The 26,587-nt window shown below is 67.7% G+C and carries 21 protein-coding genes; 6 read left to right on the top strand and 15 right to left on the bottom strand.

What is annotated here, in order from left to right; translation table 11 throughout:
• Positions 1 to 195: 195 nt before the first annotated feature.
• Positions 196 to 819, top strand: a complete 624-nt coding sequence (locus tag ACE3RQ_RS18285; RefSeq protein WP_374523522.1) for a DUF4124 domain-containing protein — start codon at positions 196 to 198, stop codon at positions 817 to 819.
• A complete protein-coding gene (locus tag ACE3RQ_RS18280) occupies positions 816 to 1,028 on the top strand; it encodes a hypothetical protein (protein ID WP_374523521.1) in 213 nt (70 codons plus the stop codon). The genes ACE3RQ_RS18285 and ACE3RQ_RS18280 overlap by 4 nt, the downstream gene beginning before the upstream one ends.
• Position 1,029: 1 nt before the next feature.
• On the opposite strand, the gene ACE3RQ_RS18275 is transcribed toward ACE3RQ_RS18280, so the two are convergent.
• Together ACE3RQ_RS18275 and ACE3RQ_RS18270 are read right to left on the bottom strand one after the other, a co-directional pair.
• A complete protein-coding gene (locus ACE3RQ_RS18275) occupies positions 1,030 to 1,500 on the bottom strand; it encodes a hypothetical protein (protein ID WP_374523520.1) in 471 nt (156 codons plus the stop codon).
• The gene (locus tag ACE3RQ_RS18270) at positions 1,497 to 3,569 is read right to left on the bottom strand and encodes an ATP-dependent helicase (protein ID WP_374523519.1); all 2,073 of its coding nucleotides are present in this window, start codon (positions 3,567 to 3,569) and stop codon (positions 1,497 to 1,499) included. The genes ACE3RQ_RS18275 and ACE3RQ_RS18270 overlap by 4 nt, the downstream gene beginning before the upstream one ends.
• Positions 3,570 to 3,665: 96 nt before the next feature.
• On the opposite strand from ACE3RQ_RS18270, the gene ACE3RQ_RS18265 reads away from it, so the two are divergent.
• Positions 3,666 to 4,628, top strand: a complete 963-nt coding sequence (locus ACE3RQ_RS18265; protein ID WP_374523518.1) for an AEC family transporter — start codon at positions 3,666 to 3,668, stop codon at positions 4,626 to 4,628.
• Positions 4,629 to 4,647: 19 nt separating this feature from the next.
• Here ACE3RQ_RS18265 and priA read toward each other — a convergent pair whose 3' ends face one another.
• The 4 genes from priA to ACE3RQ_RS18245 all read right to left on the bottom strand — a co-directional run bounded on the left by priA (position 4,648) and on the right by ACE3RQ_RS18245 (position 11,170).
• Complete coding sequence (gene priA, locus ACE3RQ_RS18260) at positions 4,648 to 6,720, bottom strand: primosomal protein N' (RefSeq protein ID WP_374523517.1); 2,073 nt, start codon at positions 6,718 to 6,720, stop codon at positions 4,648 to 4,650.
• A 419-nt stretch (positions 6,721 to 7,139) separates the two neighbouring features.
• Positions 7,140 to 8,234: a uroporphyrinogen decarboxylase gene (gene hemE / locus ACE3RQ_RS18255; protein ID WP_374523516.1), complete on the bottom strand. Its 1,095-nt coding sequence runs from the start codon at positions 8,232 to 8,234 to the stop codon at positions 7,140 to 7,142.
• 84 nt (positions 8,235 to 8,318) lie between these two features.
• Positions 8,319 to 8,942 (bottom strand): redoxin domain-containing protein, encoded by a 624-nt coding sequence (locus tag ACE3RQ_RS18250; protein ID WP_374523515.1) that lies wholly within the window; start codon positions 8,940 to 8,942, stop codon positions 8,319 to 8,321.
• Between the two features lie 38 nt (positions 8,943 to 8,980).
• Positions 8,981 to 11,170, bottom strand: a complete 2,190-nt coding sequence (locus tag ACE3RQ_RS18245; protein ID WP_374523513.1) for a protein-disulfide reductase DsbD family protein — start codon at positions 11,168 to 11,170, stop codon at positions 8,981 to 8,983.
• 138 nt (positions 11,171 to 11,308) lie between these two features.
• Here ACE3RQ_RS18245 and ACE3RQ_RS18240 point away from each other — a divergent pair, with 138 nt between their 5' ends.
• The gene (locus ACE3RQ_RS18240; RefSeq protein ID WP_374523512.1) at positions 11,309 to 12,136 is read left to right on the top strand and encodes a creatininase family protein; all 828 of its coding nucleotides are present in this window, start codon (positions 11,309 to 11,311) and stop codon (positions 12,134 to 12,136) included.
• An 18-nt stretch (positions 12,137 to 12,154) separates the two neighbouring features.
• Here ACE3RQ_RS18240 and ACE3RQ_RS18235 read toward each other — a convergent pair whose 3' ends face one another.
• The gene (locus tag ACE3RQ_RS18235; RefSeq protein WP_374523511.1) at positions 12,155 to 12,829 is read right to left on the bottom strand and encodes a histidine phosphatase family protein; all 675 of its coding nucleotides are present in this window, start codon (positions 12,827 to 12,829) and stop codon (positions 12,155 to 12,157) included.
• 177 nt (positions 12,830 to 13,006) lie between these two features.
• Here ACE3RQ_RS18235 and ACE3RQ_RS18230 point away from each other — a divergent pair, with 177 nt between their 5' ends.
• A complete protein-coding gene (locus ACE3RQ_RS18230; protein ID WP_374523510.1) occupies positions 13,007 to 15,331 on the top strand; it encodes an ATP-binding protein in 2,325 nt (774 codons plus the stop codon).
• Here ACE3RQ_RS18230 and ACE3RQ_RS18225 read toward each other — a convergent pair whose 3' ends face one another.
• Genes ACE3RQ_RS18225 through ACE3RQ_RS18200 form a run of 6 tightly spaced genes read right to left on the bottom strand, consistent with a single transcriptional unit; the run spans position 15,332 to position 20,549 of the window.
• A complete protein-coding gene (locus tag ACE3RQ_RS18225) occupies positions 15,332 to 16,300 on the bottom strand; it encodes a threonine dehydratase (RefSeq protein ID WP_374523509.1) in 969 nt (322 codons plus the stop codon). It lies immediately after the preceding gene.
• Complete coding sequence (locus tag ACE3RQ_RS18220) at positions 16,297 to 16,974, bottom strand: VOC family protein (protein WP_374523508.1); 678 nt, start codon at positions 16,972 to 16,974, stop codon at positions 16,297 to 16,299. Before ACE3RQ_RS18220 ends, ACE3RQ_RS18225 begins: the two co-directional genes overlap by 4 nt.
• On the bottom strand, positions 16,971 to 17,846 hold the full coding sequence (locus ACE3RQ_RS18215) for a PhzF family phenazine biosynthesis protein (protein ID WP_374523507.1): 876 nt from the start codon (positions 17,844 to 17,846) through the stop codon (positions 16,971 to 16,973). The genes ACE3RQ_RS18220 and ACE3RQ_RS18215 overlap by 4 nt, the downstream gene beginning before the upstream one ends.
• Positions 17,843 to 19,030: a PLP-dependent aminotransferase family protein gene (locus ACE3RQ_RS18210; RefSeq protein ID WP_374523506.1), complete on the bottom strand. Its 1,188-nt coding sequence runs from the start codon at positions 19,028 to 19,030 to the stop codon at positions 17,843 to 17,845. The genes ACE3RQ_RS18215 and ACE3RQ_RS18210 overlap by 4 nt, the downstream gene beginning before the upstream one ends.
• A complete protein-coding gene (locus ACE3RQ_RS18205) occupies positions 19,027 to 19,938 on the bottom strand; it encodes a DMT family transporter (RefSeq protein ID WP_374523505.1) in 912 nt (303 codons plus the stop codon). The genes ACE3RQ_RS18210 and ACE3RQ_RS18205 overlap by 4 nt, the downstream gene beginning before the upstream one ends.
• Positions 19,935 to 20,549, bottom strand: coding sequence for a LysE family translocator (locus ACE3RQ_RS18200; protein ID WP_374523504.1), 615 nt, complete (start codon positions 20,547 to 20,549; stop codon positions 19,935 to 19,937). The genes ACE3RQ_RS18205 and ACE3RQ_RS18200 overlap by 4 nt, the downstream gene beginning before the upstream one ends.
• 147 nt (positions 20,550 to 20,696) lie before the next feature.
• Between ACE3RQ_RS18200 and ACE3RQ_RS18195 the strand changes: the two genes are divergently transcribed.
• Positions 20,697 to 22,103 (top strand): PLP-dependent aminotransferase family protein, encoded by a 1,407-nt coding sequence (locus ACE3RQ_RS18195; protein ID WP_374523503.1) that lies wholly within the window; start codon positions 20,697 to 20,699, stop codon positions 22,101 to 22,103.
• Here ACE3RQ_RS18195 and ACE3RQ_RS18190 read toward each other — a convergent pair.
• Positions 22,079 to 24,352, bottom strand: coding sequence for an ATP-binding protein (locus ACE3RQ_RS18190; protein WP_374523502.1), 2,274 nt, complete (start codon positions 24,350 to 24,352; stop codon positions 22,079 to 22,081). The genes ACE3RQ_RS18195 and ACE3RQ_RS18190 overlap by 25 nt on opposite strands.
• 23 nt (positions 24,353 to 24,375) lie before the next feature.
• Positions 24,376 to 26,283 carry a ribosomal protection-like ABC-F family protein gene (gene abc-f, locus ACE3RQ_RS18185; RefSeq protein WP_374523501.1) on the bottom strand — a complete coding sequence of 636 codons (1,908 nt, stop codon included), beginning with the start codon at positions 26,281 to 26,283 and terminating at the stop codon, positions 24,376 to 24,378.
• Between the last annotated feature and the right edge of the window lie 304 nt (positions 26,284 to 26,587).

Raw genomic sequence — 26,587 nt, 5'->3', positions numbered from 1 at the left:
GAGCACTCCCTTGGTAAGGGAGAGGTCGCGGGTCCGATTCCCGCCATGGGCACCACCCCCTCACTTCCCTCCCAAAAACGCTTTGGCCGCCGCGCTGGGTTCGCACGGCGGTTTTGCGTTCGGCTTCGTGTTCAGCGGCGATGACTCGCTGACCATCGGGTTGGCACTGCGCGCGTCGCGCATGAGAATGGCGACATGCGCCTCATTGCCTCGCCCCCACCCTGGATGCTGTTGCTGCTGATCGCCAGCGGCACATTGCCCTTGCAGGCCCAGACCGTGTACCGCTGCCAAAGCCCGTCGGGGCAGGTGTTGTTTTCCGATGAGCCATGCCCTGCGGGCTCTCGGGTCGAGCGCGTGAACGTGCAACCCAATTCGATCGATGCCTCCGCTGATCGCGCACGCGCCGTCTCGAGCGCACCGCCGGCTCCTGCGGCGGCTTCGCCGCGCGAAACCGTTCGCAGCGACGCGGCCGATACCGCGGCGAGCGACCGGTCTCAATCCTTCGCTTGCCGGCAGGCCCAACGCGATTACGAGGTCACGGCCAGCTCCACCGGCAACCCACCGGCCTTGATCGAGGCCAAGCGCTCGGCCATGTTTGCCGCCTGTGGTCTGCGCGAGCCCGATCGAGCCCCGACCGAGGTGGGGCCCGTCATCGTGCCCGTCCCAGTGCTCGTCCCTGCTCGCCCCGTGGTGAGGCCGCGCCCGCAACCTCTCCCGTCAGGGCCTCAGCCGTGCCCCGCTTACCCCGGGGATTTGCGCCGTTGTGGCCCTGGAGGGGCAGACGATGCGTTGCTGCGTGAGATGAGGCAGCCGCGATGAGGCCGTGGCTGCCGATGGGGCTGTGCGTGTGGGCGCTCGCCGCTTGCGGTGGTGAGGCCGTGGGCACGGCCGCCACGGCCACAGGTGCGGCAGCGCAGGCCGCGAAGCAGGGGCAGCAGGCCGCTCAGGGCCTGAAGCAAGACCTGAACCACAGCCTTCAAGCCGGCCAGCAGCAGCGACGCGACGCGCTGGACGCCGCTGAGCGCTGATTCAGTTCCAGCCCGAGGCTTTCTTCAGCCGAAACTGCAGCGTGGGCTCGTCGCTGGGGCGGCCCTCGGCGGGGCGGCGGGTGCCTTGAAATTCGTTGCCGCAGGCCTGCGGTACCCCGGTCCAGACCGCGTCCAGGTCCACGCCGTTGGCCGATTCGTCCAGGTTGAACTCGCCATCGGCCACATCGCCAGAGACGACGGCCTCGCGGTCGTTGCCGGGGCCGCTGCGCTTGAGCCGCCCACGCACGCCGCCGGCGTACTCGGGGTGGCGCTCGAACAGCACGGCGCCAGTGGAACTGGGGCGCTCGGGCGAGCCCGCCTCGGGCCACAGCGTGAGCTGCCACAGGCCGTACAGGCGGGCTGGCTCGAAATCGGCGGGCAGCTCGCAGGGGGCGGGGGTCTGGGCGTTCGTCAGGCCATTGGACAGGCAGAGCACGAGTGCCAGCGCGGCCAGGGCGGGGCGGTGTGTCATGGGGCGGTAGGCGAGGGTTTGGTGGCGGCGCTGTCTTGCGCGCGTTGGGCGAATTCGGCCCGCAGCGCCCGCAGCTTTTCGCGCGGGTCTTCTTTCACTGTGGCTTGGTCGAGTGCCATTTCCTTGATGAAGCGGCTGGGCGTGCCGGGCACGCTCTCGCGGCCTTTCTTGCGGCGCTTGAGCCAGCTCACCATGAGCGTGCGTTGCGCGCGGGTGATGCCCACGTACATCAGGCGGCGTTCTTCCTGCACACGCTGGGCCAGCACCTCGGCGGGCAGGTCGCTGTCGGCTTCGTCGGTCTTGAAGGGCAGCAGGCCTTCGTTCACGCCCACCAGCACCACATGTGGCCACTCCAGGCCCTTGGAGGCGTGCAGGGTGGAGAGGGTGACCACGTTCTGGTCTTGTTCGCGTTCGCTCAGGGTGGAGATGAGGGCAATGGTCTGCACCACCTCCATCAGCGTCTTGCGCTCGGACTCAATTTGTGCGCCCGCCTCGTCGGCCACCTGGCCCCCGCAGCGACCGGCCATCCAGTCACAGAAGTCGAGCACGTTGGACCAGCGTGCCGCGGCCACCTTCTCGCTTTCTTCGCTGTCGTACAGGAATTGCTCGTAGCCGATGTCTTTGAGCCAGTCGGTGAGGAAGGTGCGGGCGGCCTCATGCCCTGTGGTGTGGCGGGCGCGGTACTCCAGGTCGTTCACCGTGCGGCCGAACTCGTGCAGCGCGGTGATGGCGCGGCTGGACACGGCGCTGGGCAGCGAGTGCGAAAACAGCGCGTCGAACAGGCTGAGCTTGTATTGGGTGGCGAAGGTGCCGAGCTGGCCCAGGGTCGTGTGGCCGATGCCACGCTTGGGCGTGGTGGCAGCGCGCAGAAAGGCCGGGTCGTCGTTGTTGTTGACCAGCAGCCGCAGCCAGGCGCACAGGTCGCGGATTTCGGCCTTGTCGAAGAAGCTCTGCCCACCCGACACCTTGTAGGGGATGTTGGCGCGCCGCAATGCCGTCTCGAAGGCGCGCGCCATGTGATTGGCGCGGTAGAGGATGGCGAAGTCGCGCCATTCCTTGTGGGTGGAATTGGCGCGCAGGCTCTGGATGCGGGCCACGGCGCGTTCGGCCTCGTGGTCTTCGTTGTCGGCGGCCACCACGCGCACCGGCTCGCCTTCGCCCAGGTCGCTCCACAGCGTCTTGGGAAAGAGCTTGGGGTTGGGGCCGATCACGTTGTTGGCCGCGCGCAGGATGGCGCTGGTGGAGCGGTAGTTCTGCTCCAGCTTGATGACCTTCAGGCTTGGAAAGTCCTGCGGCAGGCGCTTGAGGTTGTCGAGCGTGGCGCCGCGCCAGCCGTAGATCGACTGGTCGTCGTCGCCCACGGCGGTGAAGCGCGCGCGCTCGCCCACCAGCAGCTTGAGCAGTTCGTACTGGGTGGCGTTGGTGTCCTGGTATTCGTCCACCAGCACGTGGCCCATCTTCTGCTGCCACTTCTCGCGCACCTCGGGGTAGTCGCGCAGCAGCTTCAGCGGCAGGCTGATGAGGTCGTCGAAGTCCACACTTTGGTAGGCGGTGAGCCGTTCCTGGTAGCGCTCCATGATGGCGGCGGCCACGCGCTCGTCTTCGTTGCGGGCTTCCTTCATGGCCTGCTCGGCGGTGAGGCCGGCGCTTTTCCAGCCACTGATGGTCCATTGCCATTGCCGCGCGGTGGCCGCGTCGGTGGTGCCGCCGCAGTCCTTGAGCATGCTGGTGATGTCGTCGGTGTCCAGAATGGAAAACTGCTGCTTCAGGCCCAGCACCTGGCCGTCTTCGCGCAGCAGGCGCACGCCCAGGGCGTGGAAGGTGCAGATCACCACCTTTTTGGCGTCACGCCCCACCAGGTGGCCGGCGCGCTCGCGCATTTCGGCGGCGGCCTTGTTGGTGAAGGTGATGGCGGCGATGCGCTCGGCCGCCAAACCGGCCTGAATGAGCCGGGCGATTTTGTGGGTGATCACCCGCGTCTTGCCCGAACCGGCGCCTGCCAGCACCAGGCAGGGGCCGCCGAGGTGGTTCACGGCATCGAGCTGGGCAAGGTTCAGACCGGCTGACATGGGCGTTCGGGCAAAGCCCGGGATCATACCGGGGGGTGTCGCGCGCCGGTCTCGCCGCCCGACGAGCCCCAGCGGCGGGCTGCGAGAATGGCTGCCGTGCTCAACGTTCTGCTGGTCACCTTCCCTTTCTTTGCCCTGGTGCTCGCCGGCTACGTCGCGGCGCGCCGGGGGCTGCTGCCGCTGGAGGCGATCCCCGGGCTGAATGGCTTTGTGCTGTTCTTTGCCCTGCCGTGCATGCTGTTTCGTTTCGGCTCCACCACGCCCATCGTGCAGTTGCTGGACGTGCGGGCCGCCGGGCTGTACCTGCTGTGTGGCCTGGTGGTGGTGGCCGTGGCCATTGCCCTGTCGCTCAACGCGCGCATCCGCTGGAACGACGCCTCGCTCGGCGCCCTGGTGGCGGCCTTTCCCAACTCGGGCTTCATGGGCGTGCCGCTGATCGTGGCGCTGCTGGGGGCTTCCGCGGCGGGCACGGTGATCCTCACCATGGTGGTGGACATGGTCATCACCAGTTCCTTGTGCATCGCGCTCTCCCGGTTGGACCAGGCCGAAGGCAATGGCCGATCGGCGGTATTTGACGCAGCGCGCAAGGCGCTCAAGGGCGTGCTCACCAACCCCATGCCCTGGGCCATCATCCTGGGCGGGCTGGCGTCGGCGTGGTCGTACCGCTTGCCAGGACCGGTGGAAAAAACCGCCTGGCTGCTGGCCGATGCGGCGTCCCCGGTGGCGCTGTTCACCATTGGCGCGGTGCTGGCGCGCGCCCAGATGAAGGCCAACCACCCCATGCCGCTGGGCGACTACCTGCCCGTGGCCTTGCTCAAGCTCTTCGTGCACCCGGTGCTGGTGCTGCTGGCCGGGCTGGCCGCCAATCGCCTGGGGCTGGGCCTGTCGGACGCGGCCCTCACGGTGATGGTGCTCACCGCCGCCCTGCCCAGCGCCAGCAACGTGTCGCTGCTGGCCGAGCGTTTTGGCGCCGACAACGGCCGCATCGCCCGCATCATCCTGGTCACCACGGTGGCGGCGTTTCTCACCTTCTCGGGGGCGGTCACGCTGTTGACCTGAGGCGCGGCGGTCTGGCCTGTCAGATCGTCAGCGGGTCCACGTCCACCGCAAAGCGCAGCAGTCCGCGCGCCTCGGGCACCTGGCGGGCGGCCAGCAGGTGGGGCGCCCAGGCGGCCAGGAAGCGCTGCAGGTCTTGGCGCGAGGCGGCTTCCACCAGCATCTGGGCGCGTTCCACGTTGGCCACCCGCTGAATCGTCAGGGGCACCGCAGGGTAAACCGTGACCTCGTCGCGCAGCGGCAGGCCGTCACTGGCCTTGGCCGCTGCGTTCAAGAAGGCTTGGGCCGCCTGCTGCGTGCGGGCGTCTGCGCGCACCAAGGCCTGGTGACCGAAGGGCGGCATGCCAGCGGCCTCGCGGTCGGCCAGTTCCTGGGCGGCGAAGGCGGCGAAGTCGTGCGTGCGCAGGTGGGTGAACAGGGCATGGGCGGGGTGCCAGGTCTGCACCCACAACTCGCTGGCGGCGCTGTGTTGGGCGTCGCGCCCGGCCCGTCCGCCGGCTTGCATGAGCAGGGCGAACAGCCGCTCGGGGGCGCGGTGGTCGCTGGCAAACAAGGCGCTGTCGGCGTTGAGGGCCGCCACCAGGGTGATGCGGCGAAAGTCGTGGCCCTTGGCCACCATCTGGGTGCCCACCAGCACGTCCACTTCGCCGGTATGCAGCGCATCGAGCTGGGCCTCCAGTGCGCCCTTCAGGCGGGTGGTGTCGGCGTCCATGCGGGCCACGCGGGCGGGGCTGCCGTCGGGGCGGCGCACATCGGCCAGCAGGTCGGTGAGCTGTTCTTCGATTTGCTCGGTGCCGCGCCCGATGGGGGCGATGTCCAGGTTGCCGCAGTCGGGGCAGGCGCGCGGCACCCGCTGGCTGAAGCCGCAGTGGTGGCAGCGCAGGGTGCGGTCGAGCTTGTGGAACACGCGGTAGGCGCTGCAATGGGGGCAACCGCTTTTCCAGCCACAGGCGTCGCAAGCCAGTACCGGGGCGTAGCCGCGCCGGTTGATGAGCACCAGGCATTGCTCGCCGCGCGCCACGCGCTCGGCCATGGCCGCCAGCAGCGGTGGGGCCAGCGAGGCGCCTTTGGGCTGGTGGTTCATGTCCACCAGGCGCAGGCGCGGCAGGCTGCCGCCGCCAATGCGCGCGGGCATGGCCAGGCGAAGGTAGCGGCCCTGGTCGGCCGCGTGCCAGCTCTCCAGCGAGGGCGTGGCCGAGCCCAGGACCACCGGGCAGTGGTCCACCTTGGCGCGGTAGACGGCCAGGTCGCGGGCCGAGTAGCGCGCGCCGTCCTGGCTTTTGTAGCTGGGGTCGTGTTCTTCGTCGACCACGATCAGGCGCAGGCCGGGCAGGCTGGCGAACACCGCCAGCCGGGTGCCCAGCACGATGCGCGCGCGCCCGGTGTGGGCGGCCAGCCAGCCGGCCAGGCGCTGCGCGGGGGTCATGCCGCTGTGCAGGCACACCACCGACTGCGGGCCGAATAGCGGGTCAAAGCGGGCGCGAAAGCGCTCTTCCAGTTGGGGCGTGAGGTTGATCTCGGGCACCATCACCAGCACCTGGGCGGCCGGGTCGGCCGCCAGCGCGCGCTGGGTGGCCTGCAGGTAGACCTCGGTTTTGCCGCTGCCGGTGGCGCCGAAGAGCAGCACCGGCTGGGTGGCTCCGCCGATGGCGTCCAGGGCCTGAGCCTGCTCGGGGGTCAGGGCCTTGGGGGTGTCGGGCTTGGTGGATGAGGCCTTGGCCTTGTCGGCCCGCTTCAACCGCCGCGCCAGTTGCTCGGGTTGCAGCTCGCGCAGCGAGGGGGGCAGGGCGGCCAGCGCCACCTCGCCCACGCTGCGCTGGTAGTAGCGGGCCGCGAAATGCACCACTTTGCGCCAGCCCTCGCCCAAGGGCGGCAGGCCTTCCAGCACCCCGGCCACGTCGCGCAGGGCTTGGGGGTCGAGGCCCTCCGGGGGCTGGTCGGGGCATTCCCACACCACACCCAGCACCTCGCGCTTGCCCAGCGGCACGCGCACCAACGCGCCCGGGCTGAGCGCGTGCTCACTGCGGTAGCTGAGCCAGTCGCCCACGCCGCTGTGGGCTGGGGTGGCGATGATCACGCTGGGCCAGAAAGGCATGGTTTAGGGGCGACTGTTCAGCCAAAACTTCAGAAATTCGCCTAAGTGCTTGATTTGCAACCGTCTGTACAGATATCCCAAGGTTCTGTGGATAACTTTGTTGATAGCTCGTGGTTGAGGCCTCAGAAGCCTTGAAAATCAAGGGCTTTCTTAAAATGCCTTCAAAAAGGGCAATCCACAAACAGTATATAAATCAACCACTTAGCGATGCCCTCCCACAACAACGGGCGTTTGATGCACTGAAGGCTTCTTGGCGCACCGCAGCACAAATTTTGTGCATAAGTAAAGGCTGTCAAGTTCTTTTTGGGGCGATTTTTGTGCTAGGGCCGCCTTCTGGGCGCGACACTGGCACCCGATTGGGGGCGCTGGCGCTCGGCCAGCGACCCTTGTGCACAAGCCGCTTCGAAAACCGAAGCGGCTCAACGCCCGGCGCGCAAACGGCGCGAATGCGAGTGAACCGCGTTCACCAGCGCTGTCACGTGTTCGGGGGGCGTGAACTGGCTGATGCCGTGGCCGAGGTTGAAGATGTGGGTCGGCCCGAGGCCTTCGCCTTGGTGCGGCGCACCAAAACTGTCGAGCACGGCGGCCACTTCGGCTTCGATGGCGGCCGGCGGGGCGAACAGCACGTTGGGGTCGATGTTGCCCTGCAGCGCCTTGCGATCGCCCACCAGGGCGCGGGCGCGGCCGAGGTTGACGGTCCAGTCCAGGCCGAGCACCTCGCAGTCGAGGTCTTTCATCTCGGGCAGCCACAGGCCGCCGCCCTTGGTGAACACGATGCGCGGGATCACCACGCCTGCGTGCTCGCGCTTGAGCTGGGCCAGCACGCGCCGGGTGTAGGCGAGGCTGAAGTCCTGGAACTTGCCGTCGGCCAGCACGCCGCCCCAGCTGTCAAAAATCATCACGGCCTGGGCGCCGGCCTCGATCTGGGCGTTGAGGTAGGTGGCCACGGCGTCGGCGTTGACCGCCAGGATGCGGTGCATCAGGTCGGGGCGGCTGTACATCAGGCTCTTGACGAGGCGGTAGTCGTCCGAGCCCCCGCCTTCCACCATGTAGCAGGCCAGCGTCCAGGGGCTGCCGGAGAAGCCGATCAGGGGCACGCGCCCGTTGAGGGCGCGGCGGATGGAGGTGACCGCGTCGAACACGTAGCGCAGCTTGTCCATGTCGGGCACGGCCAGCTCGGCCACGGCGGCTTCGTCGCGCACCACCTTGGCGAACTTGGGGCCTTCACCGGCCGCGAACGACAGGCCCAGGCCCATGGCGTCGGGCACGGTGAGGATGTCGGAGAACAGGATGGCGGCGTCCAGCGGGTAGCGCTCCAGCGGCTGCAGCGTGACCTCGGTGGCGTAGTCGACGTTGGTGGCCAGGCCCATGAAGCTGCCCGCCTTGGCGCGGGTGGCGCAGTACTCCGGCAGGTAACGCCCGGCCTGGCGCATCAGCCACACGGGGGTGTGGTCGGTGGCCTGGCGCAGACAGGCGCGCAGGAAGGTGTCGTTCTGCAAAGGGGCGAATGGCATGGGCGTCGGTCCGTTAGAAGTCTGTGGGGTATGCCCCGATTATCCCCATGGCCTTGCGGCGCCCCGGCGCGCGCGGGCCAGGGCTCAGCCCGCGGCGTTGCGGTACTTGATGCTGCAGCCGTAGGGCAGACTGGTGGGGCGGCTCACGGGCTTGCCGGCCGCCAGCTCGGCCAGGGCCACGCGCACGTGGTTGGTGGCGCGGGCGATGTCTTCCACCCGGGCCGAGGGGATGCTGTCGATGCCACCGGCGTAGGCCAGCACGCCTTGCGCGTTGACGATGTACATGTGCGGCGTGACCCGCGCGCCATAGGCGTGGCCCACGGCGCCGTGCTCGTCCATCAAGGTGGCGGTGGGCGCGGCCTGCTTCTCGGCCATCCAGCGCGCCAGTTGGGGCGGGGTGAGGTAATCGGCGCTGTCTTCGCGGGTGGAGTTGATGGCCAGCCACACCACGCCCTGGGCCGTGGCCTCTTTTTGCAGGGCCTGCAGGTTGCCCTGGTAGTGCTTGCGCACGAAGGGGCAGCCGGGGTTGTTCCACTCCAGCACCACGGTCTTGCCCCGGAAGGCGGAGAGCTTCACGGGCTTGCCGCTGGTGTCTTCCAGGCTGAAGTCGGGAGCGGCCTGGCCCACGGTGGCGGTCTGGGCCATGGCGGGCAGCCAGCCGGCCAGGGGCAGGCCGGCGGCGAGGGCGAGCAAGGGGCGTCTTTTCATGACGGTCATCTCCTCAAGGCATGAAAACAGCGGCGGGCTCACAAGGCCGACAGCGCCGCGCGAACCTCCTCCACACCGAGCACTTCGGTCAGCACCTGGGGCGGGCGACCGTTTTGGTAGATGGCATACACCGGCACGCCGTTGCGGCCCAGCGAGGCCAGCGCGGCGGTCACTTGCGGGTCGCGGCGGGTCCAGTCGGCGCGCAGCAGGGCCACGTTGCGCTGGGCCACGTCGGCCAGCACGCGCGCATCGGCCAGGGTGGTGCGCTTGTTGTACTGGCAGGTCACGCACCAGGCGGCGGTGAAGTCGACAAACACCGGGCGGCCTTCGGCCAACAGGGCGGCTTGGCGTTGGGGCGACCAGGGCTCCCAGCTCACACCGGCCACGCTGGTGGCCACGGTGGTGTTGTCGGTGCTGCCTTGCAGGCGCGTGATGTGTGGGCCCAGCGCCACCAGCAATGCCGCCAGGGCGGCGGTGCTCAGGCCGCCCATCACCCAGCGGCTGCGCCCGCGCAGGCCCCAGGCCCAGAGCAGGGCCGCCAGGGCCACCAGCACGGCCAGCAAAGCGGCCACGCCGTCAATGCCGCTTTGTTGCCCCAGCACCCACAGCAGCCACACCACGGTGGCGAACATGGGGAAGGCCATGAGGTGGCGGAAGGTGTTCATCCACTCGCCCGGGCGCGGCAGGGCGCGGGCCACGGCCGGCACCCAGCTGGCCGCCAGGTAGGGGAGGGCCATGCCCAGGCCCAGGGCGGCGAACACCGCCAGGGCTTGCCACGCTGGCAGGGCCACGGCCAAGCCGAGCGAGGCGCCCATGAAGGGCGCGGTGCAGGGCGAGGCCACGGCCACCGCCAGCACGCCGGTGAGGGCCGAGTCCACCACGGGGTGGCGGGCCTGCAGTGTGGCCACCCGGCTGGGCAGGAAGTGGCCGAACTCGAACAGGCCGGCCAGGTTCAGGCCGATCACGGTGAACAGCGCGGCCAGGGTGGCCACCACCGCCGGGCTTTGCAGCTGAAAGCCCCAGCCGAGCTGCTCGCCGGCCGCGCGCAGCGCCAGCAGCAGCCCGCCCAGCGCCAGGAAAGACACCACCACGCCTGCCGTGTAGGCCAGCCCCTGCACGCGGTGGGCGCGCGGGTTGTCGCCGTGGCGGGCAAAGGCCATCACCTTGATGGCCAGCACCGGGAACACGCAGGGCATGAGGTTGAGGATCAGGCCGCCGAGCAGCGCCCCCAGCAAGGCCGCGCCCAAGGTGAGGGCGCTGGCGCCACCCGGCTGGGGCGCAGCGGCGCGGGCGGCGTTGGCGTCGAGCGCGGCTTGCAGCTCGGCCGGTACTTCGGCCGCCGGCAACGCCGCCACTGGCGGCCAAGTGCCTTGCACCGGCACGTCCAGCCGCACGCCGGGCTCGCCGGGGCCGCTGCCCGTGGGCTGGGCCCGGGCCACCACCAGGGCCAGGCGCTCGGGGCTTTCGCTGCGCTGGGCCGACAGGGGGATGCGGGCCGTCCAGCGGTCGCCCTCCCAGGCCTGGGTCCAGGGGGCGCCGGGTTCGATGACGCCAGGGAGCTCGGGGAAAAACTCCAGCTTCTGGCCGCGCAGCGCGGCGGGCAGGCCCGCCAGCGAGACCTTCAGCGCGTCACCATCGGGCGACAGGGTGCTGTCGCCAGCCGCCTGCCCGGTCGGCACGGCGCGGGCGCTGGCCTCGAAGGCCGCGCCGTTCAGTGCCGTGGAGCCTTCCACCGGCAGGCTCAGGGTATAGCGGCCTTCTTCGGGGATGCATTCCTGGCGGCACACCAGCCACGAGGCCTCGAGTTGCACCTTGAGCTGGCTGGCATTGAAGCCCGGGCCGATGGTCAGTGGCACCGGCAACAGCACCGTGCCATCAAAGCCGTAGTTGGCCAGCGTGCCCAGGGGGAATTTGCGTGGCGTGGGCCAGGCGATGTCGCCCGCGCTCACGCCCTCGGGCAGGGTCCAGCGCAGTTCGGTGGGCAGGCCAGAATCGCCGGGGTTTTTCCAATAGGTGTGCCAGTGCGGGGCGTGGGTGATTTGCAGGCCCACCCACACCGTCTGGCCGGGGCGCGCGCCTTGCGGTGCGTGCGCCAGCAGCTCGGTGCGCGTCTGCTCGGTTTGCACCACGGTGGCGGCGGGCGCCAGCAGCGGGTTCTGGGCGCTGGCGAACACGGGCAGGGCCAGGGCGAGGCAGGCGAGGGACGAACGCAGGGAGAGCATGGACATTTCCGGAAAAGCGGCAGCCAGTGAGAGCGCACCGACACCGGGGAGTTCCGGCCGGCCGGCGGCGCCGCGAGGACCGTGGCGGACTATATCGGGGCCGGCCTGCCCTGCTGGCGTGGTCGGCCCGTAAGATCGGGCGCCATGAAGCACGCCGACCGCCCCGTTCGTTACTGGTCTGACCTGAGCACCGAGGCCTTTGCCGCGCTGGACAAGCGCCGCGCCATCGCGGTGCTGCCGGTGGGGGCCACCGAGCAACACGGCCCGCACCTGCCGCTGAGCGTGGACACCGACTTGGCCGATGGCATCGTGCGCGCGGCCCTGCCGCACCTGGCGCCCGACCTGCCGGTGCTGGTGCTGCCCACGCAGGCGGTGGGTTTCAGCCCCGAGCACAAGGCCTTTGCCGGCACCCTCAGCCTCAAGGCCGAGACGGTGATTCGCCTGTGGACCGAGATCGCCGAAGGCGTGGCCGCCAGCGGCGTGAACAAGCTGCTGATCTTCAACACCCATGGCGGCCAGGTGGGCCTGCTGGACACGGTGGCGCGCGAGCTGCGTGCCCGCCTGGGCATGCTGGTGGTGAGCACCAGTTGGTTTCAGTTGCCATTGCTGGACGAGCAGGGGCGTGACGTGAACGAGCGCTTCAGCGCGCACGAGCGGCGCTTCGGCAGCCACGCCGGGCAGATCGAGACCGCCATGATGCTGGCCCTGCGCCCGGGCAGTGTGCACACCGATCGGCTGGCGGCGTTCGCGTCCACCTCGGAAGACCGGGCGCGCGAGTTGCCCATCCTGGGCAATGGCCGCAGTGCCCGCTTCGCCTGGGCCACGCAAGACCTTAACCCGGCCGGCGCCGTGGGCAACGCGGCGGCGGCCACGGCAGAAGACGGCCATGCGCTGGTGCAGGCGGCAGGCGTGGCGCTGGCCCGCCTGCTGGGTGAGATGGACCAGTTGCCGGCCGACGTGCTCAAGGGCTGAGCGCGTGGCCTGGCAGGGTCAGGCGTAGGTGATCCAGTCCTTGAGGGACGGGTCGTCCAGGTGGGGCAGGGTGTTGTAGGTCAACAGCGTGTGGCGCTTCGGGTTGAACTGCAGCTCGCACACCGCGCTATTGCGGATGCGCATGTTCAGCTCAATCGTTGTCTCCGGGCTGGTGCCCAGAATCTGGCCCACGATGGTGGAGATCGGCCCGCCGCTGCTGACGATCACCACTTTTTGCCCTTGGTGGTGGGTGCGCACGTGGTCCAGCGCCTGGGTGATGCCTTGCACGAAGTCTTCGTAGCTGGGCATGCCGTGTGGCGTGACGGTGCCCGCCATCCACAGCGCCAGCCCGTCGCGCAGCAGGCGAAAGTGTTGCTTGTACAGCTCGGGCGTGTCGGGGCGCGGCAGGGGGTTGGGGTGCACGGCCTGGATCACCGCGTGGCTGTCGTATTCGTTCAGGCCGGGCCAGACCAGGGGTGAGAGGTCTGCCACTCCGGCGCCTTCGGCGATGCCGGCCCAGGTCTGGGCGTGGCGCTTGAGCGAGCCGGTGATGACGGCGTCGGGCTTGAAGCCGCGCTGGGCCCAGTAGCGGCCCAGTTGCACGGATTGTTGTCGCCCCAGGTCGCTGAGTTGGTCGTAGTCATCAGCGCCAAAAGAGGCCTGGCCGTGTCGCACAAGGTAGATCGTTCCCATGGCGCGGATTCTCGGCACGGCGCCTGGTGTGGTTTGTCCCGGCAGCGACTGTCACCACTGTGACTGGCGCCCCGTCGCGGGAGCGCTGGAAGTCTTGCTTGAACTGGGCGTTTTTCCGGTGTGGCGAGCCTTGTCGCTGTGCTCCAATTCTTGGCATGACGCCACTGTTCCGAGCCCATGACGTTTGACCTTTCCACTCTGATGGTGGTGCGCGTCTGTGTGGACGCCCTGATTGCCGCTGCCTTTTGGGCGCAAAGCCGACGCCACCCGACCGTGGGGGGCTCAGTGTGGTGGTCAATGGCTGCGATGTCGGCCATGGTGGCCATGGTGGCCACCATGGCCAGGGGGTCTTGGCCTGACTTGCTCACCATCCCGGTGAGCAACACTGCCTACACCGCGAGCTTTCTTTGCGTCTGGATTGGCTTTCGCCGGCACGAGGGCTTGCCTGTCTCGCAGGGGCGGGCAGGGCTGGCGATGCTGGGCCTCATGCTGGTTTATGCCGTGTTGGTCGGCGTCTGGAACAGCATGGCCGCACGGCAGCTGGTGTACGTCGCCGCTACCTTGAGCATCCTGCTGCTTCAGTGGCGGGACGTGCGGTACGTGCGGGCGCAGCGGGACGTGCCCGAACTGCGGGCGGTGACTTGGGTGACGGTGCTTGAAGCCATGGCCATTGCCGTGTATGGCTTGGCCGTGATCACCACCCAGGTCACTTTCGCCACGGCGGCGCCTTGGCTGATGTTCTACTTTCTCATCATGGCGCTCGTGCGCGCCGCAGCCTTCAACGCCCTGGCGCTGCACCGCCTGTGGCAAGAGGGCGAGCGCGCGCGCATGCACCTGTTGCTCAGTGAAGCCGACTCGCGGGCGCTCATCCAGAACCTGAGCGCGGGCGTCATGGTGTTCCGCCCCGATCGGTCGCTCGCGCGCATCAACGAGGCCGCGCGGCGGCTGCTGGGCTGGCAAGCCCCCGCAGGGGGGGGGAGCGCGCCGGCGATGGCCGACGCGGTGTGGTTCATGCTGGACGAAGCTGGCGAACCCATGCGCCGTGACGACCTGCCCTTTGAGCGCGTGCTTGCCACCGGGCATCCGGTGCAAAACGTGATCGTCGGCATGCCCATGGTGGAGGGCGATCAGGTGCGTTGGGCCTTGTGCAATGCACACCCTGAGATCGACGCCAGCGGTGGGTTGCGCCATGTGGTGCTCACCTTTATCGACATCACCACCCTGCGCGAGGCGCAAGCCGAACAGAAGACCCTTCAGGCGCAACTGGCGCAGTCACAGAAGATGGAAGCGTTGGGCACGTTGGCCGGCGGAGTGGCCCACGACTTCAACAACATCCTGGCGGCCATCCTGGGCAATGCCAATCTTGCCCGTGATGAGCTGGCCGCCGACGATCCGGCCCAGGTCAGCTTGCGAGAGATCGGAACGGCCGCAAGGAGAGGGCGGGAGTTGGTGCGTCAGGTCCTGGCTTTTAGTCGGCAGCAACCCACTGCACGCGCCGAGGTGGATCTGGCTGACACTGTAAGAGAGGCTTGCGCGTTGCTGCGCGCGGCCCTGCCGCCGTCGGTTCGCCTGGTGCAGCGCATCGCAGGCCATGTGCCGAAGGTATTGGCCGACAGCACCCAGCTCGGGCAGGTGCTGGTCAACCTCGGGGCAAATGCCGTGCATGCCATGCAGGGACGCACCGGACAGGTTGAGTTCTGTCTCGACGCGCTGCCGGCCAGCAGCGAGGACTTGCCGCCAGAGATGTTCAAGGCACAGTCTGAAGCCGGTGTGGTGCGCCTGCGCGTGATCGACAACGGATGTGGCATGGCTGAAGGGGTGCGCGAGCGGATATTCGAGCCCTTTTTCACCACCAAACCGTCGGGACAAGGCACCGGCCTGGGTCTGCCGGTGGTGCTGGGCATCATGCAGACGCATGGTGGCGCCATTCGCGTGGACAGTGTCGAAGGCGTCGGCACCACCATGACGCTTTTCCTGCCTGCCAGTCCTACAGTTTTGGCACCTGCACCCTCGGCCTCTGGTAGCACAATTGACGCTCGGCGTATACCGTTAGCCCCGGCAGTCAATGCGCCGGTCACTCCAGTTGCTTCGCCCGAGTCTTTGACTGCCAGTCCGCTGCTTGCTATGCCTTCGCCCCATATCCTGTACCTGGATGACGACGACACGCTCGTTTTCCTTGTCTCCAGACTGCTGGAGCGTCGAGGCTTTCGCGTGACCGCCTGCGGTAGACAGGACGAAGCCATTGAGGCCCTGCGCGCCAGGCCGGACGATTTCGATCTGCTGCTGACCGACTTCAACATGCCAGGCATGTCGGGGCTAGACGTGGCTCGCGAAGCGCTGGCCCTGGCGCCAGGCCTGAACGTCGCCGTGGCTTCGGGATACATCACGGAAGAGTTGCAGACCGAGTCGAAAGCCATCGGCGTGCGCGAGGTGATCTTCAAGACCGATGCGGTTGAAGACTTCTGCGACGTGGTGGGCCGCCTGATCGCCCCCGTGGCCTGATCAGGCCTGGGCCAGCACGTCTGAGAAAACGGCGCTGTCCACGTTGCCGCCGCTGAGCGCGGCGCCCACAGCCAGTCCTCGCAACGACGTCCGTTCCTGCCACGCCGCGGCAAAGGCCGCCGCCCCTGCGCCTTCGGCGACGTTGTGCGTGTCGGCAAACAGGGCGCGCATGGCCTGGGCAACCTCGGCGTCGCTCACCTGCACCACGTGGTCCAAGTGCCGGGCCAGGATGGACAGCGCGTCGGTCTCGGCCACGCGGCAGGCCATGCCGTCGGCCAGCCTGGTGCTCACCGGGGCGCTCACCACGTGGCCGGCGGCCAACGAGTCGGCGTAGGTGGTGGCGTGCGCGCTCACCACGCCGACCACCCGAACGCGGTGGCCCAAGGCCAGTTTGGCCGCGATGGCCGAACACGCGCTGGAGCCCAGGCCGATGGGTACGTACACCACGTCAAGGTGGGTCACGGCGCGAAAGAACTCCCACCACGCCGTGGCCACGCCGCTGAACAAGTCGGCGTGGAAGCTGGGCACCATGTGCGCCCCGCGCTCGGCGGCCAATGCCTGCGCGTGCTCGCGACTGGCCTGGAAATCGTCGCCGTGCTCCACCAGGTGGGCGCCCAGGCTTCGCATGGCGGCGTTTTTTTCCACCGAATTGCCATGTGGCACGACGATGGTGCAGGCCACGCCGTGCTCACGCGCCGCCCAGGCCACGCTCTGGCCGTGGTTGCCGCGGGTGGCGCAGATCACCTCTCGCGGCAGAGCGCGGCGCCGCGAGAGGTGATGGAAGTAGCTCAAGCCCCCGCGAATCTTGAACGCCCCCACCGGGGTGTGGTTCTCGTGCTTGAGCCAGCAGTCGGTGCCCAATCGCTCGCTGAGCGTGCCCCACCTGTACTGCGGGGTGGCGGGCATGGAGCGGTAGACCACTTGGGCGATGGCTTCGATGTCGGCCAGGCTGGGGAGCGAAGAGTTCATGCGAGTGACTGGCAATGGACGGTGCGGTCGCCAAGCGACAGCTCGGCATTCAGTGCGGGGGCATCCTCGCGCACGGCGATGTGCCCCAGACCAATGGCGCCGAGCGCTTGCCGCAGCCGATCCATTTGAGGGTGCGATAGGGTCAGCCCGGTCAGGTGCGGACCACCTGGCGCCATGGTGTCCGTGGGGTGTTGGGCCCCCCACTGAATCAGGGTGGGCAATACGCCATCGAAGCCACGGCCACCGTCGTCGGGCACGGTGATGCGCCACTGCAGCAGGCCCTGCGGCGTCTCGCGCGAGGCGGCCAGCACGGGCCCCGGGTCGATGCCCTGTGCAAGCCAGGCGCGGCGGGCACTGTCGATGTCGCTCACCCTGGCCACCCAATGGATGAGTTGGGGGCCATGGCCTGACAAGCGCGCTTGCAGCGCCGGGTCGTCCAGGTCAAACCAGCGTTTGAGCGGGGCCGGGCGCGTGGGGCATGTCGCCGGGTTGATGGCGATGATTTCTAGGTAAGCGGCCTCGGCGCCCTGCAGGCGCAGCAGGCGGTTGTGGGTGCCGAACAGCGGGTGCTCGCCACCTGGCCCAGGTGCCACGCCCAGCGTGGCCGTGCACCACGCCACGCCCTCATCGAGCGTGGCGGCCGCCACCACCAGGTGATCAAGCGCGGCGTTCACAGGCACACCGTGCCATGGATGCAGGTGACCGACTCGCCGCCCACCCACACCGTGCCGTCGGCCACGCGCTCGATGTGCACGCGCCCAGCCCTGCGCAGGGCAGTGCCCTGCGAGGCCACGTAACGCTCGGGCGCCAGGCCCGCGCCGATGAGCCATTGCGCCAGCGCGGCGTTCAGGCTGCCCGTCACCGGGTCTTCGGCCAGGCCGCCATGGCCGGGGAAGAAGGCGCGCACCTCGAAGGCAATGCCATCTTCGTCGCTGGCCCCCACCACGCCCACCTTGCCGCGCGGGCCCACCACGCCAATGTCCAGGCCGGCCAGCACGGTGGCATCCGGCTTGAGCGCCAGCACCTGCTCGGCGCTGCGCAGCATAACGCCGCGCCAGCCCGGGCCGTTGTCGCACCACTGGTGGGCCACGATGTCATCGCGCGCCACGCCCAGGCCGCGCGCAATGAGCGCCACATCGGCGTCGTCCAGCGGGCCGCTGCGGCGAAGCGCCGGCGCGGCGAAGGCCAGGCGTGGGCCATCGCGGCGAATCGCCACCAGCCCCACGCCACATTCCTGCACCACCTGCTCGCCGCGTGGCTGTCCCCCCGCGCTCAGCCAGGCATGCGCGGTGCCCAGGGTGGGGTGGCCGGCAAAGGGCAACTCGCGGCCGGGGCAGAAAATGCGCACGCGGTAGTCGGCGCCAGCGGCGCGGCCTTGCGTGCTGGGCGGCAGCACGAAGGTGCACTCCGACAAGTTGGTCCAGTCGGTGAAGGCCTGCATTTGCTCGGTGCTCAGGCCCTGGCCGTCGAGCACCACCGCCAGCGGGTTGCCCAGATAGGGCGTGGTGGTGAACACGTCCACCTGCTGAAAGGGGCGCTCCGTCATGCCGGGGCGCCCACGGGCAGGTGCTCGCGAATGGTGGCCGCCAGCGCGGCGATGCCCGTGCGGATCTGTTCCTCGCTCGCGGTCACGAAGCTCAGGCGCAGCGTGCGCGGGTCACCGTTCTGGGCATAGAAGGCAGCACCGGGCACGAAGGCCACGTTGCGCGCCACTGCGTGCGGCAGCAACTGCACCGCGTCCATGCCCTCGGGCAGGCGCAGCCACAGGAACATGCCGCCAGCGGGCGCGTTCCATTGCACGTCCAACCCGGCCATTTCGTTCGCCAGGGCGTCCAGCATGAAGCCGCATTGCGCCTTGTAGAGCGCGCGGATGCCCGGCACGTGGCGGTCCAGAAAGCCGTCTTTCAGCACCTCGGCCACCAGGCGCTGGTTGAAGCCGGGGGTGTGCAGGTCGGCCGCCTGCTTGGCCTGCAGCAACTTGGGGTAAACGGCGCGCGGCGCCACCACATAGCCCAGGCGAAGGCCTGGGGCCAGCACCTTGGAGAAAGAACCTAGGTAGAGGCCACCGTCGGGGTTGCGCGCGGTCAAGGGGGCGGCGGGTGGCTCATCGAACCACAGCTCGCCATAGGGGTTGTCTTCCACAAAAGGCACACCGGCGTCGTTCAGCGTGCGCACCAAGCCTTCGCGGTCGGCTTCGTTCAGGGTGCGGCCGGTGGGGTTCTGGAAGTTGGGCAACAGGTACATGAAGCGCGCCCCCGGTGCGCGGCGGCGCAGCTCGTCCAGCACTGGGCCGTTGTCGTTACAGGGCACGCCTTCGATTTTCGGCTCCATGGGCGTGAAGGCCTGCAGCGCACCGAGGTAGGTGGGCGTTTCCACCAGCACCTTGCTGCCGCTGTCGATCAGCACCTTTCCCACCAGGTCCAGCGCCTGCTGGCTGCCGGTGGTGATGAGCACCTGCGCCGGGTCCACCTTCCAGGGCAGGTGGGCGGCCACCCACTCGCGCAGTGGGCCGTAGCCCTCGCTGGCTGCGTATTGCAAGGCGGCGGTGCCGTCTTGTCCGAGCACGAGTGCGCAGGCGTCGGCAAAGGCCTGCACCGGAAAGGTTTTGGGCGAGGGCAGGCCGCCGGCGAAGCTGATGATCCCCGGCTTTTCGGTGACCTTCAGGATCTCGCGGATCACCGAGGGGTTCATGCGTTCGGCGCGCTGCGCCAGGGGCCAGGGGAAGCTCATGCGGGTTCCTTCGAAAGAGGAGTGGGGGGAATGGCCTGTCGGCGGCCAGCCATCACGGTAGCGGCCACCGCCACGGCGAACAACAGGGTGAAGGCATCGATCGATTCGCCCAGCAGCGGCACCGCCGCCACGATGCTGATGAACGGCTGCAGCAGTTGCAACTGGCTCACGCGCAGGGCGCCACCCAGCGCCAAGCCACGAAACCAGGCAAAGAAGCCGGCCCACATCGACACCGTGCCCACGTAGGCCAGCGCCAGCCAGGCCGAGGGCGCCACGCTGTGGCTCGGCCAGGTGAGCCAGGTGGCGGGCAGGGTGAGCGGCAGGGCCAGCACGCACACCCAGCTGATCACGCGCTCGGCGCCCATGGCGGGGGTCACTTGCGCGCCACCCACGTAGCCCACCGCGGCGCAGGCCACCGCGCCCACCAGCAGCACATCGGCCCAGGCCAACGACAAGCCCTGAGGGCCGGCGCGCAACAGGCTGTAGGCCACCACCAGCGCGCTGCCCAACAAAGAAAAAGCCCAGAAACCCAGGCGCGCGCGCTGGTGCATCAGCCAGGCCGCGGCGGCGGCGGTGGCCAGTGGCAGCAGCGCCGTGATCACCGCCGCGTGCGCCGCCGTCACGTGGCGCAGCGCCCAGGCCAGCAGCAGCGGGTAGCCGATGGCGTTGCCCAGCAAGGAAAGCAGCAGTGGCTTGCGTTGGGCCGGTGTGGGCACGGGTGAGCGCGTGGCCAGCAAATACGTCAGCGACAGCAGACCCGCCAGGGCGCAGCGCGCCCACGTGACGAACCACGGGGTGAACTGTGGTGCGTCCACCGTGCCAGTGGCCAGCCGGGTGGCGGGCAGGGTCAGCGCGAAGGCGGTGACCCCCAGCAAGCCCAGCCACAGGCCGCGCGTGGCCGGGCTCATACGGTGAGCATCCAGCCGGCCGTCACCACCAGCACCACGGCCAGGCAACGGTTGAACACCATCAGGCGGCGGCCTTGCGAGAGCCAGTGCCGCAGCATCGAGCCCACCAGGGCGTAGGTGAAGTTGCTGGTGAAGGCGAAGAAGGCCATCACCACGCACACCTGCAGCAGGCGCTCGCCCGGGTTGCTGGCGGGCAGTGCCCCGGCGTTCACCACCCAGCCGGCGCTGATGGTCAGCGCCAGCATCCAGGCCTTGATGTTCACGAACTGCAGGCCCACGCCTTGCCAGAACGTCACCTGCAGTTTGTCGGCGTCCACCTGCGCCAGCCGGTTGGCCAGCGCCAGCTTCCACGCCAGCCACAACAGGTAGCCCACGCCCACCGCCTTCACGCCCCAGCGCAAGGCAGGCACGCCGGTGATCAGTGCCCCCAGGCCCAGGCCGGTGGCCACCATCAGCAGCGTCCAGCCAGTGGGCACGGCAATGCAGAAGCGCATGGCGCGGCGCAGGCCGAGGTTGGCAGCCAGCGCGGTGGACAGCGTGGTGTTCGGGCCTGGCGAGAACGTCATGGCGGTGCAGAACAGCAGCAGGGCGGTGAATTCGGCCAGGGTCATGTGGGTTGAGCGCGAGGCGACAGGGGGATTCACTGTAGCCGGCGAAACCAATACACAATCCATACAGTTTCTCGGCGCAGCGTAAGAACTGTATGGTCCATTGCACCGATACAGTGCAGCCCGCGCCGGCCCGCCCGAGGTCTGCCCATGCTCATGAAATCTGCCGCGCAGTCGCTCACCGAGCAACTCGCTGACCGCTACGCCCAACGCATCCGCGATCGCCTGCTCGCGCCGGGGGCTCGCCTGCCTTCAGTGCGCGAGTGCGCGCGCCTGCACAGCGTGAGCCCGTCCACCGTGGTGGCGGCGTATGACCACTTGCTGGCCCAAGGGCTGGTGCAAGCGCGCAAGAACCGGGGATTCTTCGTGCGCGAGACCACGCTGGCGCGAAGCGAAGGTGCCTTGGGTGCCGAAGTGCGCCGCCCCGCCGGGGCCGCGCCCATCAACGCCACGGCGCTGATCCGGGGCATGTTCCACCACGTGAGCGACCGGCCGCAGCCCGGCACCGGCACCTTTCCACCCGATTGGCTGGAGTCGAGCTTTTTGCCGGCCGCGGTGCGCAAGGTGGCCTCAAGCCGCGCGCTCAATGACGTGTCGCTTCACTATGGCGAACCCCATGGCGACGCCGGGTTGCGTCGCCTGCTGGCCCAGCGCCTGGGGCGGCTGTCCATTCCCACCGACGCCGACCACATCATCACCACCGTGGGCGCCACCCATGCGCTGGACATGGTCAGCCGCACCCTGCTGCGCCCTGGCGACCCCGTGATGGTGGAAGAGCCCGGCTGGGCCGTTGAATTCGCCCGCCTGGCCGCGCTGGGGGCGCGCATCTTGCCCGTGCCGCGCGGCCCTGACGGCCCCGATCTGGCGGTGATGGAACGCTACTGCGCCGAGCACCGGCCCAAGCTGTACGTGAGCGTGAGCGTACTGCACAACCCCACGGGGGCTTGCGTCTCACCTGGTGCTGCCCACCGCCTGGTGCAACTGGCCCATCGCGAGGGCTTCTACATCGTGGAAGACGACACCTACAGCCACCTGGCACCCGAGCACGCCACCCGCCTGACCGCGCTGGACGGCCTGCAGCGCACCATTTACGTGAGCGGCTTTGCCAAGATCCTGGCGCCCAACTGGCGCATTGGCTACCTGGCCGCGCCGCCGGCCCTGGTCGAGCCCTTGCTGGACACCAAGCTGCTCAGCACCCTGACCACGCCCGCCTTGCTGGAAAAAGCCCTGGCGCTGTGCATTGAGCAAGGCCAGTTGCGCCGGCACGCCGAGCGCATCCGCACCCGCCTGGACGCTGCCCGCAGCCGAAGCGTGCAACTGGCCCTGGCGGCCGGTTGCCGATTCGCGGCCGAGCCGGCGGGTCTGTTTGGCTGGGTGGACACCGGCGTGGACACCGACGCCCTGGCCCAGCGTCTGTTGGACGAGGGTTACCTCATCGCCCCTGGGGCTTTGTTTCATGCCGATCGGCGCCCCAGCACGCTGATGCGCATCAACTTCGCCACCACCCAAGAGGCGGCGTTCTGGCAGGTGTTTCAGCGCTTGGTGAGCGCGCCCTGAGCCGTAGGTGCGCCATCGAACAGGTCGCTGGCTGGCTGCAGCAACGCCGCCAGCGCCACATCGATTCGCTTGGCCTCGGCGTCCATCAGCGGCAGGGCGCGCTCGAACAATTGCCAATCTTCGGCCCTCGCAGCCAGCTCAAGGCCCTTGGCCAGCCGCGCACCGCGCTCGGCCGTCATGCTGCCCAGTGACCCTTTGAGCCCGTGGGCGTGTGCTACGGCCGAGCCGCTGTCTCGCACGCTCAGCGCTGCGCGCAGTGCCTTTTGGCGGTTGGCCATGTCATTGCGCATCGCCGCAGCCAGTTGCCTCAGCGTGGCCTCGTCACCATCCAGGCGGCGGCGCAGCTTGCCTACGTCCAGCGGTTCGGGGAGCACCGTTTGCGGCACCGTGGCCTTCAACGGGGTAGCTGGCGCTTGCTCTGGTCCGGGCACGTTCGCTACGGCCAGGGCCGGCACGGACTGTGGCTTGATGCCTTGGGCATCGTGTATGCGTGACCGGACGCGATCGATCTCTTGCATCAAGGCCTGCGGGCTGAACGGCTTGGGCACATAGCCGTCCATGCCGGCTTGAAGGCATGTTTCCCGATCACCGGCCATCGCATTGGCGGTAACCGCCACGATGGGAGTGCGCGCCAGTTTGCGCCGCCCCTCGGCATCGCGAATTTGCCGCGTGGCGTCCAGACCACTCACGCCCGGCATCTGCACGTCCATCAAAACCAGATCGATCCCACCCTGCTCCCATTGCGTCACCGCCTGTGCGCCGCCCCGTGCAATGCGCACGGTGCACCCCAGACGTAGCAGAAGCTGACGCATCATCAGTTCGTTGATTGGGTGATCTTCTGCCACCAGCACCACCAGGCCCGCGTAACGGGATCCCGCCTCTGCCAGTTCGACCAGTTCAGCTGGGGCGCTCAGGGGACCAGAGGCCGATCCGATTTGCAAGGGAAGCACAACTGTGAACCGGCTTCCCTGACCCAGCTCGCTTTCCAGCGTGATATCGCCTCCCATCAGTTTGACCAACTTGGAGCAGATGGCCAATCCCAGCCCACTGCCGCCATGGAAGCGGGCTACCGAGGCGTCTGCCTGCGTGAAGGGGTCAAAAATGCTTGCCTGGTGGCGTTTTGCAATTCCAACGCCACTGTCCTGCACGGCAATTTGCATGTGCTGTTCGCTCGACAGGCCCGTGTGAACGCTCGCGTGCACGGCTACTCGGCCGCCCTTTGGCGTGAACTTGATGGCATTTGACAGCAGGTTTCCCAGCACCTGCCTTAGACGCCCCGGGTCTCCCATCACCCATCTGGGCAAGTCGGGGGATACCTCGAGCTCAAACTCCAGGGGTTTGCCTCGAGCCTGTTCCGCATATGGGCCGACGCTTTCTTGCAGTTCTTGCGCCAGTTCGTAGCGCGTGTGCTCCATCTGGAGCTTGCCCGACTCGATGCGAGACAAATCGAGGATGTCGTTGAGCAAGGTCAGCAGCGACTGAGCTGAGTTGTCCATCAGCTGTAGCCAGTTGGCTTGCTCGGGATTCACCGGCGAATCCATCAGCATGCGCGTCAGCCCCATGAGCGCATTCAGTGGCGTGCGAACCTCATGGCTGATGTTGGCGAGAAACTCGCTCTTGGCCCGGCTCGCCTGCTCCGCTAGGTCCCGCGCCTTGGCGCTGTCTTCTTCCGTGCGCTTGTGCGCATCGATGCTAGCCACTGTGCCCATAAGGCGCAACGATCCGCCGTTGGCATCGCGCTCGGCAACCATACCGTGAGCTTCCATCCAGTGCCAGCCATCAGGCCCATTCACGCGAAATTCGGCCATTGCCCGCTGCGCCATTCCCTTCACAAGGGGAGCTGCGGCCAGTTTCAATCCATGCACGTCATCGGGATGCACGTGAGCGAACAATTCGCCGACTGGCCATTTGGCATCCATGGTCATCTGGCCTAGAAACTCGCCCCATCGCGCCGACAGGAACACCTGATCACTGCCCACGGCCCAGTCCCATAGGGCTAGTCCGGCGGCATCCACTGCAAGCTGCAGACGATCTCGAGTCTCGTCCAGTGCCTCCTCCGCCAAGAAGCGGCTATTGGATTCGCGGTGAACCGAGTGGCGCAGCTTCTCCAGTTCGTGGCTTTGCGCCTCCAGTTCTGCCAAGAGCTGACGACTGCGCTCTCGTTCCTGTTTCAGATCGTCAAGCGCGCGCTGCAAATCCAGCGCCAGGCGCTCAGGCGATTGGGGCGATACTGCCGGCGAAATGCGCACAAAAGTTCCTGTGATGGCTGTGACTAGATGCCGCCCAGCGCTTCCCAGCGTTCCAGAGCGGACATCCATTCTTCTTCAATCTCGGCATGGCGTGAGGCAAGTTGAGCGGCTCGGGCGGGATCTGTTGCGTACAACTGACCGTTCGCCAACTCTTGGTTCACCTGGGCTTGCTCAGCCTCCAGCGCCGCCATGCGCTTAGGCAACGCTTCTAACTCTCGTTGCTCTTTGTAGCTCAATTTTCGGCGTGCCGTGGAGGACGAAGACCTCGTTTGCGGGGTTTCCGTCACCACCGGTTCCTTTGCCGGTGCCGACGTTGCTGGAATTGCCGATTGCGGCGCAATGGATTTCGCGCGAGCCGATTGCGTCAACCAATCTTGTACATCACCTACGTACTCGCGCCATTGCCCCTCGCCCTCGGCCACGATCGTGCTGGTGACCACGTTGTCCAGAAAGCGCCGGTCATGGCTCACCAGAAAGACCGTCCCTTCGTATTGCTGCAGCAGATCCTCCAGCAGCTCCAGGGTGTCAATGTCCAAGTCATTGGTGGGCTCGTCCAGCACCAGCACGTTGGCTGGCCTCGCAAACAGCCGCGCCAGCAGCAACCGGTTGCGCTCGCCACCAGACAGCGTGCGCACTGGCGAGCCAGCGCGCGCGGGCGAAAACAAAAAGTCGCCCAGGTAGCTGCGTACATGGGTGCGCTTGTTGCCGATCTCGATCCATTCGCTGCCCGGGCTGATGAAGTCCTCCAGGGTGGCGTCGAGGTCCACCTGGTCTCGCATCTGGTCGAAGTAAGCCACGCTCAGGTTGGTGCCCAGTTTTACCGTGCCCTGCTCCGGCACCAACTCGCCCAGGATGATCTTCAGCAAAGTGGTCTTGCCCGCCCCGTTGGGGCCAATCAGCCCCACCTTGTCACCACGCAGAATCGTGGTCGAGAAATCGCGGATCACCGTGCGCCGCTGCCCCGAGTTCGTCGGGAACGAATGGCCCACGCGATCCAGTTCTGCCACGATCTTTCCGCTGTTCGCGCCAGTGGCCACCTCCATCTTCACACGGCCCACGGCGTCGCGACGCTGCGCGCGCTGTTCCCGAAGCGCCATCAGGCGGTTGATTCGGCCTTGTGCACGGGTGCGGCGCGCCTCCACACCCTTGCGAATCCACACCTCCTCTTGCGCCAACAGCTTGTCTGCCTTCGCCTGAATCACCGCCTCTTGCGCCAGTTGTTCTTCCTTCAGAGTCTGGTAGCGAGCAAAGTTACCGGGGTAGCTCTGCAGCTTCCCGCGGTCCAGTTCCACCATCCGGGTCGCCACCCGGTCCAGAAAAGCCCGGTCGTGGCTGATCGTCACCACACTGCCGTTGTAGGCCAGCAGCAGTTCCTCTAGCCATGTGATGCTGTCCAGGTCCAGGTGGTTGGTCGGTTCATCCAGCAGCAGCACATCGGGGCGACTCACCAATGCCTGTGCCAAGGCCACCCGCTTGCGATTTCCGCCCGACAAGTCGCCCACCCGTTGCGCAGCATCCAGGTGCAGGCGCTGCAGAGTCTCCTCCACCCGTTGCTCCCAGTTCCAAGCATCCAGTGCCTCAATCTGGCTTTGCAGCGCGTCGAGATCGGCGCCGTCTCCGCCCCGCATGTAGGCATCGCGCGCCTCACGCGCGGAGCCCAGCCCCTCGCTGGCGGCCTCAAACACCGTCGCCTCTAAATCCAGCGTCGGCTCCTGCGGCACATACGCCACGCGGACCCCGGCTTGCACTTGCAATGTGCCGTCATCTGGCCGCTCCTGGCCGGCCAGGATGCGCAACAACGAAGATTTGCCGGTGCCATTGCGACCAATCAACCCCACGCGCTCCTGTGCCTCCAGCGAAAAATCAGCGTGGTCGAGGAGGGCCACGTGTCCGTAAGCCAGTTGAGCGTCGAGCAAAGTCAGCAGAGCCATATATATAGAGTGAGAGAAAAGGTGCGCACGGCAAGGGCCAGCAGCCCTAGATCCCCCGGCGATTATCGAGTCCGCCCCGAGCAGCACCTCTTGGCAAGGTCATGGGCTGCGAGCGCATGTGCCAGCCAATCTGCAAAATTTTTTCGTGCGGCGTTGACGAAGCCTCAAAAACCGACGTATACTGCGAGGCTCAGCTGATGTCGGCGCAACACGCAACGAAGTCAGCTAAGCGGCTCAGACGAGTAGCAAGCAAACAAAAAAAGTTTGCAAGACGCGAAAAACCTGTGCTACAATGCAAGGCTCT

It is taken from the genome of Hydrogenophaga sp., assembly GCF_041913525.1.
Lineage (GTDB): Bacteria > Pseudomonadota > Gammaproteobacteria > Burkholderiales > Burkholderiaceae_C > Hydrogenophaga.
This window is presented reverse-complemented; position numbering and strand designations above follow the sequence as displayed.